12 protein-coding genes and 2 pseudogenes are annotated in these 13,913 nt (G+C 64.5%); 5 read left to right on the forward strand and 9 right to left on the reverse strand.

Features of this window, described 5'->3' with window-relative positions:
- Positions 1-41 precede the first annotated feature (41 nt).
- Entirely contained in the window at positions 42-1,010 is a 969-nt protein-coding gene (gene mmuM / locus ACQCSU_RS04900) for a homocysteine S-methyltransferase (RefSeq protein ID WP_426978570.1), read from the forward strand.
- A 67-nt stretch (positions 1,011-1,077) separates the two neighbouring features.
- Positions 1,078-1,362 carry a hypothetical protein gene (locus ACQCSU_RS04905; RefSeq protein ID WP_426978571.1) on the forward strand — a complete coding sequence of 95 codons (285 nt, stop codon included), beginning with the start codon at positions 1,078-1,080 and terminating at the stop codon, positions 1,360-1,362.
- A gap of 840 nt (positions 1,363-2,202) precedes the next feature.
- Here ACQCSU_RS04905 and ACQCSU_RS04910 read toward each other — a convergent pair.
- Together ACQCSU_RS04910 and ACQCSU_RS04915 are read right to left on the reverse strand one after the other, a co-directional pair.
- On the reverse strand, positions 2,203-2,775 hold the full coding sequence (locus ACQCSU_RS04910) for a hypothetical protein (protein WP_426978572.1): 573 nt from the start codon (positions 2,773-2,775) through the stop codon (positions 2,203-2,205).
- Between the two features lie 873 nt (positions 2,776-3,648).
- Positions 3,649-4,599, reverse strand: a complete 951-nt coding sequence (locus ACQCSU_RS04915) for an AraC family transcriptional regulator (protein ID WP_426978573.1) — start codon at positions 4,597-4,599, stop codon at positions 3,649-3,651.
- 119 nt (positions 4,600-4,718) lie between these two features.
- Here ACQCSU_RS04915 and ACQCSU_RS04920 point away from each other — a divergent pair, with 119 nt between their 5' ends.
- Together ACQCSU_RS04920 and ACQCSU_RS04925 are read left to right on the forward strand one after the other, a co-directional pair.
- Positions 4,719-5,417: an alpha/beta hydrolase gene (locus ACQCSU_RS04920; RefSeq protein WP_426978574.1), complete on the forward strand. Its 699-nt coding sequence runs from the start codon at positions 4,719-4,721 to the stop codon at positions 5,415-5,417.
- A gap of 486 nt (positions 5,418-5,903) precedes the next feature.
- Positions 5,904-6,487: pseudogene (locus tag ACQCSU_RS04925) on the forward strand (recombinase family protein).
- Positions 6,488-6,562: 75 nt separating this feature from the next.
- Here the strand turns inward: ACQCSU_RS04925 and ACQCSU_RS04930 are convergent.
- Positions 6,563-6,925, reverse strand: a pseudogene (locus ACQCSU_RS04930) (STAS domain-containing protein); the annotation flags it as partial.
- 26 nt (positions 6,926-6,951) lie between these two features.
- Here ACQCSU_RS04930 and ACQCSU_RS04935 point away from each other — a divergent pair.
- The gene (locus ACQCSU_RS04935; protein ID WP_426978575.1) at positions 6,952-7,350 is read left to right on the forward strand and encodes a MerR family transcriptional regulator; all 399 of its coding nucleotides are present in this window, start codon (positions 6,952-6,954) and stop codon (positions 7,348-7,350) included.
- A gap of 49 nt (positions 7,351-7,399) precedes the next feature.
- Here the strand turns inward: ACQCSU_RS04935 and ACQCSU_RS04940 are convergent, their stop codons facing one another.
- The 6 genes from ACQCSU_RS04940 to ACQCSU_RS04965 all read right to left on the reverse strand — a co-directional run bounded on the left by ACQCSU_RS04940 (position 7,400) and on the right by ACQCSU_RS04965 (position 13,846).
- Positions 7,400-8,002: a thymidylate kinase gene (locus tag ACQCSU_RS04940; RefSeq protein WP_426978576.1), complete on the reverse strand. Its 603-nt coding sequence runs from the start codon at positions 8,000-8,002 to the stop codon at positions 7,400-7,402.
- Between the two features lie 115 nt (positions 8,003-8,117).
- Positions 8,118-9,914: a DEAD/DEAH box helicase gene (locus tag ACQCSU_RS04945; RefSeq protein ID WP_426978577.1), complete on the reverse strand. Its 1,797-nt coding sequence runs from the start codon at positions 9,912-9,914 to the stop codon at positions 8,118-8,120.
- 266 nt (positions 9,915-10,180) lie between these two features.
- Positions 10,181-10,498 (reverse strand): DUF3039 domain-containing protein, encoded by a 318-nt coding sequence (locus ACQCSU_RS04950; RefSeq protein WP_426978578.1) that lies wholly within the window; start codon positions 10,496-10,498, stop codon positions 10,181-10,183.
- 70 nt (positions 10,499-10,568) lie between these two features.
- The gene (gene nagB / locus ACQCSU_RS04955; protein WP_426979716.1) at positions 10,569-11,351 is read right to left on the reverse strand and encodes a glucosamine-6-phosphate deaminase; all 783 of its coding nucleotides are present in this window, start codon (positions 11,349-11,351) and stop codon (positions 10,569-10,571) included.
- 120 nt (positions 11,352-11,471) lie between these two features.
- On the reverse strand, positions 11,472-13,043 hold the full coding sequence (locus ACQCSU_RS04960) for a transporter (protein WP_426978579.1): 1,572 nt from the start codon (positions 13,041-13,043) through the stop codon (positions 11,472-11,474).
- A complete protein-coding gene (locus ACQCSU_RS04965) occupies positions 13,025-13,846 on the reverse strand; it encodes an ABC transporter ATP-binding protein (RefSeq protein ID WP_426978580.1) in 822 nt (273 codons plus the stop codon). The genes ACQCSU_RS04960 and ACQCSU_RS04965 overlap by 19 nt, the downstream gene beginning before the upstream one ends.
- Positions 13,847-13,913: the final 67 nt, after the last annotated feature.

Genomic DNA, 13,913 nt, shown 5'->3' on the forward strand with positions numbered 1-13,913 from the left:
ATCTAAAAATGCGTATTAAGAACAACCTGGAGATCTGAACAATGCCCCGTAACACAACGCTGTCCCGCATGCTGAACGCCGGTGCAAACCTGGTGGCCGACGGTGCGCTCGCCACTGAGCTTGAAGCGCGTGGCTGCGATCTGGAAGACCCCCTGTGGTCGGCCAAAGTCCTTTTGGAACAGCCCAACTTGATCAGGCAGGTGCATCGCGATTACTTCGGCGCCGGCGCCACAGTCGCCATCACGGCGAGCTATCAGGCCACCCCCCAAGGATTTGTGCAGCGCGGTATTGGCGAGGCAAAAGCTTTGGAGTTGGTGGCGTTGAGTGTGCGCCTGGCCGACGAGGCGCGGCGCGAGCACTTGGCCGAAAAGCCGGATGCTGGCCCGTTGCTGATTGCCGGGTCTGTGGGCCCCTATGGCGCCTACCTCGCGGACGGATCGGAATACCGGGGCGACTACATCCTCGGAAGGAGCGAGTTCATGGAGTTCCACCGGCCCCGGATTGCGGCGTTGGTGGAGGCCGGAGTCGATTTTCTGGCGTGTGAGACGCTGCCTTCATTTTCGGAGGCCGAGGCCCTATTGGCCCTAGTGGAAGAGTTCGACGTCGAATCCTGGTTCTCCTTCACGCTCCGGGATGGTGGGCATATCAGTGACGGTACGCCCCTGGCCGACGTCGCCGGGCTCTGTGGAGCGCACCCGTACGTGGCAGCCATCGGTGTGAATTGTGTGCCGTTGGAGTTGGTCTCTCCATCCCTTGAGGCCCTGCGTAAAGCCACCCGCACGCCACTGATCGCGTATCCGAATTCGGGCGAATGTTATGACCCGGTTAGTAAGACGTGGGGGCCGGTCGTGGCGGTGGACGGCGCCGCGGAATCCGGTGGCAAACAGCCTCCAAGCCTTGCGGAAGGGACCGCCACCTGGCGTGAACTTGGTGCCCAGCTTGTTGGAGGGTGCTGCCGGACGACACCGCGGGATATTGCTGCCGTGGCCAGGCTGTCAGCGAATCGCTAGGGGGGCCGTCTCCCGGCCGGGCCGCGGTCAAACACTGGGGGTTTCCCGCGGCTGACGGGTGCGCTAAATGGGCAGTTCAGGAGAAGCAGCGATTTTCCCCATGTGCTACGGATGCGTAGCATTTCCGGCCGGTTCGGCCTTCGTTGCTTTAGGCGGCTTTGACGAGGGGAAGTTCGACCGGGGTGATGATGCGGAGGCGGAACGGCTGTTCCGTGAAGCCGCCGACGCCGGAGACGCGGCCGCCAAAAACAACCTAGGTCGTCTGCTAAGGGACCGTGATGATGCGGAGGCAGAACGGTTACTCCGTGAAGCTGGCGACGCCGACGGGGAAGAACAATGGCGCCCGCTTTAATCGTAATGACGGTTTACAAGCAGGCAACGACTTTGAGTCCCGTAAGGGCAAGTCCCCATCGACAACCCGAAATAGGGTGACACGCCATGCACCGGGCGCTGATCCCGGACCATAGTCCGCGCATATCGTTGGAAGGAGAATTCAAGGACAAATGATGGACGTTTCAACGGTCGCCCTCAACATGACCTTCCTCATGACCCTCGGCATCGGTTTCCTGATTTTCCTTGCCCACGTTCTCATGTTCACCACCATGCTGATGCTGGCCGGCGCCGCCCACTTGGCTGCCCTGACTTTCACAGAACTTTGGAACCGGCTCCGGATGGCAGAAATGACAAACCACCGATCCAGACCTGCTCGTGATCGGGAAACGCGGCCGGCCAGCGCTTTTCCTAAGTCTGGGTTACGACGCCTATCCGACACCGCAACCGCGGTCCCGGGGCTTGAGACCAATGCTCGGGAAAGTCACGCTAAGGCACCAAAGCCCGGCGCCCCGAGCGCGGGAGAACTAGGCGGAACGAGGGAGTTTGCCTAGCTGCAAGCACTTCCGCTCGTCAGCGAAAGGGCTGTCAGGGTGGGTGGACAGCCCAATCTGGGACATCCAGTGGTCGCCATCCACGCTCACCCTCTGGCGAGGGAAGCATCCAGGGTCAGGGGCCCGCATTCTCCCACCGCAATTGAACAGTCTCTGTCGCTTGGAACTGGAACAGGCCCGGTGGGACACTCTCTCGCTAAAGAAATCTGTAAGTTTCCGAAGTCATCTGCGCCGAATTTCGGAAGTCATTTGCGCGAGTAGGGGCTGCGGCTCGGGGCTCCGATTGGGGAACCTTGAACGGGGCGTTGTTACGGTGTGCTCTCTCGCAAGGCCCTGCTGTAGGTCGTCGGCTCATTCCGGGTTGCGGCGGATACTGCGAGGCGGCGAGCGGTGATGCGTTGGGCAAAGTACCCGGCGTACGGCAGCACTATCACGGTGTCGAGGCCGGTTTCCCACGCAGGGATCAGGTCTGGCAGGCTCTGACGTTCCGCGTCATTAGGAATGCTCGGGCTCAGATCCCGGTGCCAGCTATTGAAAGCGTCGCGATCCAGTCCGTCCCAATCGTATTCCGTGGTCCAGAACGGAGGGATGAGTGGATGCAGTTCCTGGCCCGGCTGTAAAACTTGCCGCATGATCTCCTGGGTCGGGTGCTTCGTCCCGTCCGGATCCTCAATTTTGTACCAGCCCCATGCCCGATTCCACGCGATCCGCCAGCGGTCAGTCCATTCGGCGATGCTGGCTGACTCTGGCATTTTGGAGGCCCCCGGGTCTGGGGGCGGGGTGAGTGCCGGTATATCGGCATCGGCCGCAATCGACCAGGCGTGCCGGATGAATAGGAGTAAATTCAGGGACAGGGGATGTTCATCTACGGTGATGACCATGTCATGTGGCCAGGGATCATCCCTGATGGGACTGCTCGCACGCATTTCACTACCCCCTGTTCGACCACAGCCCAAGCGACCATGGTGCGTTCAGCATCGCACCGACCCCATCCCCTGTAAACGGAGGATGTTCCATTTGAGGAACCCTAAACGCGTGCCAGATCAACCACCGAGAGGGGTAATGTCCCCGAATTCCACTTTGACGGGGCAGCCAACTGCCTCTGAGTACTTGCGCTCCAGGCTGGCAACGTCCGATGTAGCGTTGACTGATTCATCCAGGGTAAGCCTCAGGTGTGACCCATCTGGCGATACCGCAGCGATGTTTACTGCCGGGTCTGTGGTCAGCAGTTCGCTCGCATACTCGCTAAGCCTTCCAGGCGAACAAGAGGTTGCCGCGACTGAAATCTGAACGCCTGGGAACCGGTCCAGCAGGTCACGTAGCCTCGAGTCCACGGGGCCGTGCCAATGAACGACAATTCGGTTCCCCTCAAGAACTTCGACTGAGGCGAAGCGATCATCCCCTGCCAGCTCCCGGCTCAATTCGCTGGCCGCATGGGAGATGGCTCCATCCGCTGGGGAAGCTTCGGGAATGACTGAGAAGCTAGACGGCGGCGGCCCTGGCGTCGACTCTCGCGGGGACGGCTGGGCATCACCACCTCCCGGGGCCGCAGGCCCCACTGCAGCACAGTACGTAGCGAAAAGACCGAGACTCATCAGAACAACGCTTAGGCGCCTCATCAACTTTGAACCTCTATTTGCCGCGGCCATGCCTCATACTATTGATCCGTCCGGGATAGGGCTACGCTGGCCGCTCTGAGTGTGCCGTGTGGGGAACGGTCAGCGGGACATATTCAGCTGTATCTCGATCATTCTTCACAGTCCGCCATCCGATTTCGCTCCGTCATCAATCAACCCGGTCGTATGGAGGACCACGGATGACGTGGCGCCCCAGCGCCGAGGTGGGGCTCCGAAGCGGCGGCGGAAAGCACGACTGAATGCCGCTTCGGAGGTGTACCCAACCTGGGCGGCAATCTGCCCAACCGGCACGGCCGTCGATCTGAGCAGATACGCGGCCCTGCCCAGGCGACGTTCAGCGATGTAGGCGGCGGGTGAGATGCCGAGCAGACGGGTGAACCGGCCTGCGAAGGCTGACCGGGAGAGGTTTGCTCGCCGGGCAAGCTCATCGACGGTCCAAAGGTGCCCAGGAGTTCTGTGGATCGCGCTCAACACTGGGCCGAGCGAACTGTCCATGGCTGCGGTGAGCCAACCGGGGGATGCAACACCGTCGGCAGCCCATGCCCTGAGCGCATGGATGAAGAGGAGGTCCAGGATGCGGGAGACCATCACCTGGGCGCCCGGGCGCCCGTATGTGACCTCGACCAGGAGAAGGTCAAGGCTGAGGCGCAGCCAGCCGCTGCCGTTCTCGCCGCCCCGGATCAGGATGGCCGGGGGGAGCACTGATAGCAGGGGGTCGGCAACGGCGTCGTCCACAATGAAGGCCCCTGTCACCCAGGATGCCCTGCCACGGGGAAGCAGCACGTGGGCTTCGCCGTGCGGAACGAGAGCCAGATCGCCAGCATGGAGAGTATGCTCCGAAGCCTCCTTTTCCAGTCGCAACCCGACTGAACCGTGCTCAATGATGTGGATTAGACGGGCTCCGGCAGGGTGGGGGATTTCGAGGGGCTGCCCGCCGCTGTGGTGCACGACTGTGCCGCCACGGAGATGGATGACGTCCAGGATCTCCGACAAGGCATCAAGCTCATCGGGCATCTTCACCGCATGGGCAGCCATGAGCGGCGTTTCGGCAAAGTCTGGAGGTTCCACAGTCATAGTGTTTGACCCATCGTCCTCATAAGCTCATGGCGTGCCGCAATTTGACATCACCTGTAAAGGCGAACAGCAAAAACCGGCACGATCGAAACCCTAGCTGAATGGAGACTGAAATGAGTGAGAAACCGACAATCGTTCTGGTGCATGGCTTCTGGGGCGGAGCCGCGCATTGGGCAAAGGTCATCGTCGAACTGCGCAACCGTGGCTATGAATCGCTGTTTGCTGTCGAGAATCCACTGACGTCGCTGGCCGACGACGCGGAGCGCACGCGGAAGATGGTCAAGCAGGTCGACGGTCCGGTGTTGCTGGTTGGCCACTCATACGGCGGAGCCGTCATCACCGAGGCCGGTGACCTGCCGAACGTCGTCGGACTGGTCTACATCGCGGCATTTGCACCCGACGCCGGCGAGAGCCCCGGACAGATCAGCCAGGAACTGCCCCCTGCAGCCATCGCGAACCTCGCCCCCGATTCCGACGGGTACCTCTGGGCCAAGCAGGACAAGTTCCACGAGAGCTTCTGCCAGGATCTGACCGCGGACGAGGCGCTGGTCATGGCCGTCACGCAGAAGGCCCCACTCGCATCGACATTTGGGGACAATGTGACAGCGCCCGCCTGGAAGAACAAGCCCACCTGGTACCAGGTCTCCGCCCAGGACCGCATGATCCACCCGGACAACGAGCGCCGCATGGCCGCACGGATGGCACCCCGCAAGATCATCGAACTCGACGCCAGCCACGCATCACTGGCATCACAGCCCGGACCCGTGTGCGACCTCATCGACGAGGCTGTACAAGACCTCGCTGCTTCGTAGTCCATCTGACACTGCAGATGGCCAGTCACCGTACGACGGGCGCGCGTATGAAGAAGATCCGTGCGCCCGAGGGCCAGACGTTCAACCCGCAACCGCACACCATCATGTCGTGTGCGGTTGCGGCTGAGACTGAAGAGTAGCTGCTCGTCAGTCGGCTTGAATTCTAATTGCCAACAATTCGGCGGTTTCCTCAGTCGCGCTGGATATTCGCCGTAGAGCGCCAATCACGCTGATGCTGGCGAACAGCACGACGAGAATCAAGATAGCGAACGCTAGGTAGGATCAATCCGCACAATCTGTCAGCATCCCGAAAGGGGTGTCCCATATAGACCACCAAAATCGTCCCGTAAGAGGGTCGCTCAAGGGCGAGAATTTCGTTGAAGTTTCTGGATCTCGAACGCCGTGTTTCCACGGCCACTCAATTCCCATAGGACCGGCCCGAGAAAATGCCCGGTGATGCGGGGGATAAACGGTGCATTCAGAACCATGACCGGACTCATGATCGGATACGCCCGATATCCACCAACGACCCAGACCTCACCGCCCAGAAAAACGCCCTGGTGACTCCTGGGGTGACGCCGGAGAAGACGTTTACCGACCAGGGCCTGACCGGCGCCAACCGGGCACGACCGGGAATCAGGGAAGCACTGGCCGCCTGCCGGGCCGGGGACACCCTGGTCGCGACCGAACTAGACCGCCTGGCCCGGTCGCTCCGCGACGCGAAGGACCTTGTCGACGAACTCACCCGCCGCGAGGTCAAGCTCAGCATCGGGGCTCCGTCCACGACCCCACCGTTCCCGTAGGCCGGCTTCTCTTTGACGTACTGGCCATGGTCGCCGAATTCGAAGCAGACCTGATCCGCACACGAACCCTGGAGGGCATGGCGGTCGCCAAGGCGAAGGGCCGTCTCCGGGGGGACGCAGCCCAAGCTCTCCAAGACACAGGAAGCGCGCCTGGTCTCCGTTCACCGGGCGGGGGCACACACAACGGTGGAGATTGCCGAACTCTTCGCGGTAGCGCGCTCAACCGCCTACCGCGCCATCAAGCGCGCCAGCGACACCTCCGTCTAGAACCGAGAGATTCCGCCATCAGAAGCCGGAATTCGCACTGCCGCCCCTAAACGTGAATGTCCGTACCGATCCTCCTCAGACTCCGAGTTTGCCGCCGAGGCGTTCGCGCATGAGGATGCTGGCCTCGTTGAGGCCGATGATCAACACGACCCTGCCGTTGTGGTGGTACTTCTCGGTGATTGCGTCCAGTGCGGCGATGGTGGAGGCGTCCCAGAGGTGGGAGGCGTGCATGTCGATGACGACGTGCTCGGGGTCCTGTGCGTATTCGAACTGGGTGTAGAGGTCGTTGGAGGATGCGAAGAACAATTCGCCGTCCACCACGTAGGTCGCCGTTTCCTGGCCGTCGATCGTCTTGACGGAGCGTTCCACAGTGACGAAGTGGGCGACGCGGCGGGCGAACATGACCATGGCCACGAGCACGCCGACGCCGATGGCGAGGTTTCGGAACAGGATTGGAGACCCGAATGGCGGCAAAGACCAGCAGCAACACCATGCACATCGGTGAACTCGCTGACAGGACGGGGCTCTCGCTGCGGACTATCCGTCACTACGACGACGTCGGGCTGCTCCCTGCCACCGCCCGCACCGATGGCGGCTTCCGCGTGTACTCAGGGGACGACGTCGAACGTCTCATGGTCATCAAGCAGATGAAGCCCCTGGGATTCTCGCTGGAGGAAATGGCAGAGATCCTCAGCATCCTTGCCTCTCAGCACACAGAGGAACCGAACACAGCGGAACCGACGAGCGATGGGACGGACAGAATCGCCGAATTTCTCGAGAAGGCCGTTCACCAGCGGACCAAGATGGCCCGCAACCTGGCCCAGGCTGACGAATTCATCGAGAGGCTCAGCGTGCGGAGCTAAAGGACTGTGCGTGCGCTGCAAGGCCGCTCCTGGCCCTGGTGTGGCGGTTTTATCCGGTCAGGACCAGATCTTCGCCTTGGTTGCTGCCGGCGTTGGTGATGGCGAGCCTCAGCTCGGAGAGCACTTCGGCCGGTGTACCACCGGCAGCTAGTTCGGTGAATTGCGTGTATTCGGGAATCGATTGGTAGGCGGCACGGAATGAGTTGAGATCATCGAGGGTTTCCGCGTCCGTGCCGCGTGCCGACACTCTTCGGTGTGCCTGCTCAGGGTCAAGGACGAGGTGGAGGACCAGGTCAGGCTTTGGAAGCTTCCGGAGGAGGAAAGGAAGAAAACGTCCCCGGGGAAGGCCCCGGGCCTTGCGCAACGCCAGCTGGCAGTGCAGGTGCCGGTCCATGATGACCAGGCCCGGATACCTGTGGGCCCTGGCATGGGAAATCAGCACATTCGCAGTGCGGATAATTGTCTCCCAGGCATCCGCCAGGCGTGGATGGAACTGTACGCCGCACCTCGCGCTCAGCAGGGACATCCTGCGCCGGCCGGCATAGTTGCTGAGCAGGAGCGCGTCCCTGCCTGCCCGGCGGGAGGCAGCGACCGTCGCCCGTGCTGCCGTTGTTTTTCCTGAGCCATCAATTCCTGTCAAAACAATCAGCAAACAAACTCCTTCTCATGACGGGGCGTTCGAGCCCATCCGCCTACTACTTCAACGGTAGATGCCGCCGAATCGTCCCTAGAGCGTATTTATTCGGACAGCAGGCCCAGGACTTGGGCTACTTCCGGCCGATAAACCAGTCCTGGAGCTTCCGCAGCCGGGTCTGCAGCTGCTCCTCGTCGGCCTGCGCCACGGCCGGGCCGCCGCAGACCGTCCGGAGCTTGGTGTGGATGACCCCATGCGGCGTGCCGGTCCGGGCGGACCAGGCCGCCACGTTCTTGGCCAGCTCCGTGCGCAGGTCCATCAGTATCCGGTGGTCCGGGACGGCCGGCGCCGCGGCGGCAGCAGCACCAGCTGAAGCTGCCTGCGGGGCGCGGGCGTTCTTGCGGTTCAGCTGCTCGTGCTGGCGCTGGCGCAGCAGTGTGCCGACCTGTTCGGCGTCGAGCAGGCCGGGGATTCCGAGGAAGTCCAGCTCGTCCTCCGAGCCGACCTCGCCGCCGGTGCCGAACTCGCCGCCGTCGAACAGCACGCGGTCAAAGGAGGCCTGCGAGTCCAGGGCCTCAAACTTGCCCTTCGTGAGGCTGTCGGAGGCCTTCTCCTCCCGGTTCGCCTCGTCCATGAGCGAGTCTTCGGGATTGAACAGACCATCGCCGTCTTCCTTTTCCGGGCGGTCCAGGGCATGGTCCCGCTCGGCTTCCATTGAGTTCGCCAGCGCCATCAGTTGCGGCACCGAGGGCAGGAAGACCGACGCCGTCTCACCGCGCTTGCGGGCACGCACAAATCGTCCCACGGCCTGGGCGAAGAACAGCGGAGTGGACGTGGAGGTCGCATAGACCCCGACGGACAGCCGCGGGACGTCCACGCCTTCCGACACCATCCGGACGGCCACCATCCAGCGCTTCTCGCTGGCGGTGAATTCCTCGATCTTGCTGGAGGCCTTGGCGTCGTCGGAGAGGATGACGGTGGGCGATTCGCCGGTGATTTTCTTCAGCTGGCCGGCGTAGGCGCGCGCGTCGTCGTGGTCGGTCGCGATGACCAGACCGCCGGCGTCGGGAACGGTCCTGCGGACCTCACTGAGGCGTTTGTCGGCCCCGGCGAGCACCGCAGGGATCCATTCTCCCGTGGGATTCAGAGCAGTGCGCCAGGCCTGCGAGGTGACGTCCTTGGTGACCGCCGCTTCGCCGAGCGAGGCCGCCATTTCCTCGCCGCCGCTCGTGCGCCAGCGCATCTGGCCGGAGTAGGCCATGAACATGACCGGCCGGACCACATGGTCGCGGAGCGCCTTGCCGTAGCCGTAGGTGTAGTCGGCCTTGGAACGCCGGATGCCGTCGCGGTCCTCGGCATACTCCACGAACGGGATCGGCGAGGTGTCGGAGCGGAACGGCGTTCCTGTCAGGGAGAGCCGGCGGGCGGCGGGCTCGAAGGCCTCGCGGAGCCCGTCGCCCCAGGACAGGGCCTCGCCGCCGTGGTGGATTTCATCCAGGATGACCAGGGTGCGGGCCGCCTCGGTCTTGGCCCGGTGCAGCATCGGTTTGCTGGCCACCTGCGCGTAGGTGACCGCGACGCCGATGAAGCCGCGGCCATGCTGGCCGTCGGCGTTCTTGAAGTTCGGATCGATGGCGATGCCCACCTTGGCGGCGGCGTCGGCCCACTGGCGCTTCAGGTGGTCGGTCGGCGCCACGATGGTGATGCGGTTGACGACGCCGGCCTCGATCAGCATCGATGCCACCCGCAGCGCGAAAGTGGTCTTGCCGGCGCCCGGCGTAGCGACCGCGAGGAAGTCTTTCGGGTGGGTGCCGAAGTAGCTGTCGAGCGCTTCCTGCTGCCAGGCACGGAGCTTCGGCGCGGTGCCCCAGGCGGCCCGCTCCGGATACGCGGGAGGCAGTGTGGGGCCGCCAAAGAGTGTCTCTGTCACCTAGGTGCCCTCCATCCCGCGAATGTCTGCCGCTGCCGGAGAGACCCAATTAAGCACAAAAACACCAATCTTTTTCGGATGAACCGTAAGCATGTGCCGGGAGCGTGCCCCGGACACCGTGAACCACGCAGCACTTCACAACGCCGTGCGCAACTGCGCACGGAAGAATTAATGGCCCGCCGTGGGAGATCCCTCAGCCGGGGGCGGTCATGATGGTCACGCGCGGAAGCAGGGCGGCGGGCTGCGCCGCCCTGGGCGTGGTCCGCCTATTTGTCGCCGGAGCCCTTGCCGCCGTCGCTGCCCGGGCGGAGTCCGTCATAGACCTCTTTGCATTCCGGACAGACGGGGAACTTCTTCGGGTCACGGCCGGGGGTCCACACCTTGCCGCAGAGAGCGATGACAGGCTCCCCCGACAGTGCGGATTCCATGATCTTTTCCTTGCGCACGTAGTGCGAGAAGCGGTCCCGGTCACCCGGTTCCACCTCCTGGCGCAGTTCCTCGCGCTCGATCGTGGCCGTCGACGTTCCGGCTCCGGAGAGCTCGCGCATCGGGTCGTTTTCGAGAGGATCGGTCATGCTAGTCATGACACCCATCCTAGCCGCTGGAACGGACAGAATTGCGACGGTATTCCGACAACATCCCAACAACGGGGCCCTACAGGCCCTGCCAGGAGGGCTTGTTGTCATAGCTGTGCCGGTAATAATCGGCGAGCCGGAGCGAGGATGCGGCAGCCTCGTCCACCAGGATCGTGGCATGCGGATGAAGCTGCAGCACCGAGGCCGCGCAGATGGCAGCGACGGGGCCTTCGACCAGGTCGCGGACGGCCTGCGCCTTTTGCGCCCCGGTCGCAATGAGAATCACATGCCGGGCGTCCAGGATGGTGCCCAGCCCCTGCGTGACGACGTGGTGGGGCACCTCGGCGAGGCTTCCGAAGAACCGCGCGTTGTCCCGGCGCGTCTGCTCAACCAGCGTCTTGATCCTGGTCCGGGAAGCGAGTGAGGAACCCGGCTCATTGAAGCCGATGTGGCCGTCCGTGCCCACGCCGAGGAGCTGCAGATCCACTCCCCCGGCCTCCCGGATGGCATCCTCATAGGCCTGGCAGGCGGCGGGGATGTCCGCCGCCGCGCCGTCCGGCCCGTGCACGTTGGCCTCGCCGATGTTCACCCGCTCTGTGAATTCGCGCCTGATGACCTCGCGGTAGGACTCGGGATGCCCCGGAGGCAGGCCCACATATTCATCGAGGGCAAAGCCCCGTGCCTGGCTGAAGTCCAGGCCGTCCCGCTCATGCCGCAGCGCGAGCTCAGTGTAGACCGGAAGCGGGGAGGAACCGGTGGCCAGGCCCAGGACGGCACCTGGCTTGCGCCGGAGCAGCGCCTCGATCGCGTCCGCCGCGAGCATGGCGATCGCCTTGCTGCCGGGAAGGATGACGACTTCCATGGTCCGGGCCCCTCTCCTGGTGTAACGCTGCCGTGCAGCCATGGTTCGCTGCATCTCGGGTGCCTTGCGTTACTGGCAGGCTATCCCACAGCGGTTCGACGGCACAGCCGTCCAATATCGTCAACGGTTGACGGCCAGCTGTGCCAGCAGCTCCGGCCCCCGTGCGTCGAGCCACTTGCCGCCCAGCCGGACGCCGCCCGCAAACAGCGCCAGGCCCAGGACCGGCCCGAGGACCAGGTTGATCCAGCCAGGCACCGCGCTTCCCGTGACGAGCTGTGCAGCCACGAGTGCCGCTTCCGGTGCCACCAGGAGCAGGAGCGCCGCCATGCCGCCGAACTGCACCGCCATGGTCTGCGCCACGTTGCCCGGCGGCTTCTTGAAGGGGCTGTCGCCCGGGAGCGGAACGGTGACGGTGTAGCGCGCCGAGACCACCGAGGACAGGCCCATGCCGCTGAACAGGACGCCGAGGGAGAGCCCCAGCACTCCCGGCAGCAGGACCCAGTCCCCGCTGAACAGGAACGGCAGGATGCTGAACGCCAGCGCCACGGGCAGCGAGAAGACCAGGCACGCCACGGCCCGGCCGAGCCTGTCGTGGACTCCGCGCACGCCGGTGGACAGGTGCAGGGCAAAGGCCGTGCTGTCGTAGGACACGTCAGAGGAGATGGACCAGGCCAGCAGGAACGCGGTCAGCGGGCCGATGAAGACCAGCATCCCGTAGGACCCCGTCTGGCTGGCCTGGAACATCAGCAGCACCGGCAACAGCGGGACGACGACGAGGGCTCCGGCGTAGCGGGGGTCGCGCAGCCAGTAGCTCAGCGAGCGGGCAGCGACCGCTCCGGTCGGCGTCGCCGGGAACCGGGCGAAGAGTCCCAGCCCGCCCGCCCGTTTCTTGGCGCTGCCGGCGAAGGGCGGGGTAACGAGGGCGCGCTGCAGCAGGAGCTTCCAGCACAGGGCCAGCCCGGCGACGGTGGCCAGCGAGATGACGAACTTGCATGCCGCGGCCCCGTAACTGCCCGCGGCCAGCTCGCCGCCGAGCGACCAGGCAGCCCCAGCGGGAGTCCAGGACAGCGAGCCGGCCAGTTCTGCCAGGAAATCGCCGGAGCCCGCGATACCTTCGGCGACGCTGGCCACGATCGGCCCCGTCAGCACCAGCGGGATCAGGAAAACGATGGCGCTGACGTCCTTGAAGCGGCGGGAAGCGGCCAGTCCTGCCGTCGCCGTCGTGACCACCTTGGACAGCAGAACACAGCTCAGCACGCCGAGGACGGCCCCCGCGAGGGCGCCTCCCGCGGCCGGGATGCTCCGGGACCAGGTGCCCACGGTGGCCAACGCCACGAGCGAGGTGGCCACGCCCGGGATCCCGACCAGGCCGCCCAGTGCCAGACCGGCCAGCAGCTGCGGCATCGGCACGGCGGAGGTGGTGAACCGTGCCGGGTCCAGGGTCATGTCCGCGGCGGAAGCCGCCACCGGGATGATGGCCCAGCCCAGCAGTGCCGCCGCACCGCCGAGCACCACGACAGTCTGGGCCAGCGCGATGTCCGCCTGGCGAAGGAACAGCAGCACGGTGATGCCCAGCCCTACAATTCCCAGCGCATACAGGGCCCCGATGCCGAGGCCCACGAGCTGCCAGGGACTGCGCCGGACGCTGTTGCGCAGCAGGGTGAGCTTGAGCCTCAGAAGGTGCGCAACCATTCCAGCCCCTCTGTGTGGCTGCGGCCGCCGACCAGCTGGACGAATCGGTCCTCCAAGGACTCGCCGGCCCGGACCTCGTCCACCGTGCCGGCCGCGAGCAGCCGGCCCGCGGCCACGACGGCGACGTGGTCGCACATCCGCTGGACCAGGTCCATGACATGGCTCGAGACAATGACGGTGCCGCCGGACGCCACGTAACGGTCCAGGATGTCGCGGATGTTTGCTGCGGAGACGGGGTCCACGGATTCGAAAGGCTCATCGAGCACCAGCAGCCGCGGCGCGTGGATCAGGGCCGAGGCGAGGGCAATCTTCTTGGTCATGCCGGCGGAGTAGTCCACCACCAGCGTGGCGGCGTCCTGGCCCAGGTCCAGGGCGGAGAGCAACTCCTTGACCCGGGACGCCACCACGTTCTTGTCCATGCCGCGCAGCAGCCCGGCGTAGCTCACCAGCTGCTCGCCGGTCAGCCGGTCAAAGAGCCGGACGCCGTCCGGCAGGATGCCCATCAGCTTCTTGGCGTCCAGGGGCCGCTGCCAGACGTTCACTCCGTGCACGAGCGCCGTGCCGAACTCGGGCCGCAGCAGACCCGTGGCCATGGACAGCGTCGTGGTCTTGCCTGCCCCGTTGGGGCCTACGATTCCGTAGAACGAGCCGGCCGGAACGTCCAGGCTGATGCCGTCGACGGCGATCTTCTCGCCGAAGCGCTTGGCGAGCCCGCGCAGCGACAGGGCGGGAACCGGCGGGGCCGACAGATTCGACGCCGGCAGGTTCTCAGGGGCATGAGGATCCGGTTGCTGATAAGTCATGTCGTTAGACTAACTGCCGCCGGGCGGGAAAAGGATCGTCCGAAAGGCGTACTCCGGGCGGTCCTTA

Source organism: Pseudarthrobacter sp. O4 (assembly GCF_050157025.1).
GTDB lineage: Bacteria > Actinomycetota > Actinomycetes > Actinomycetales > Micrococcaceae > Arthrobacter.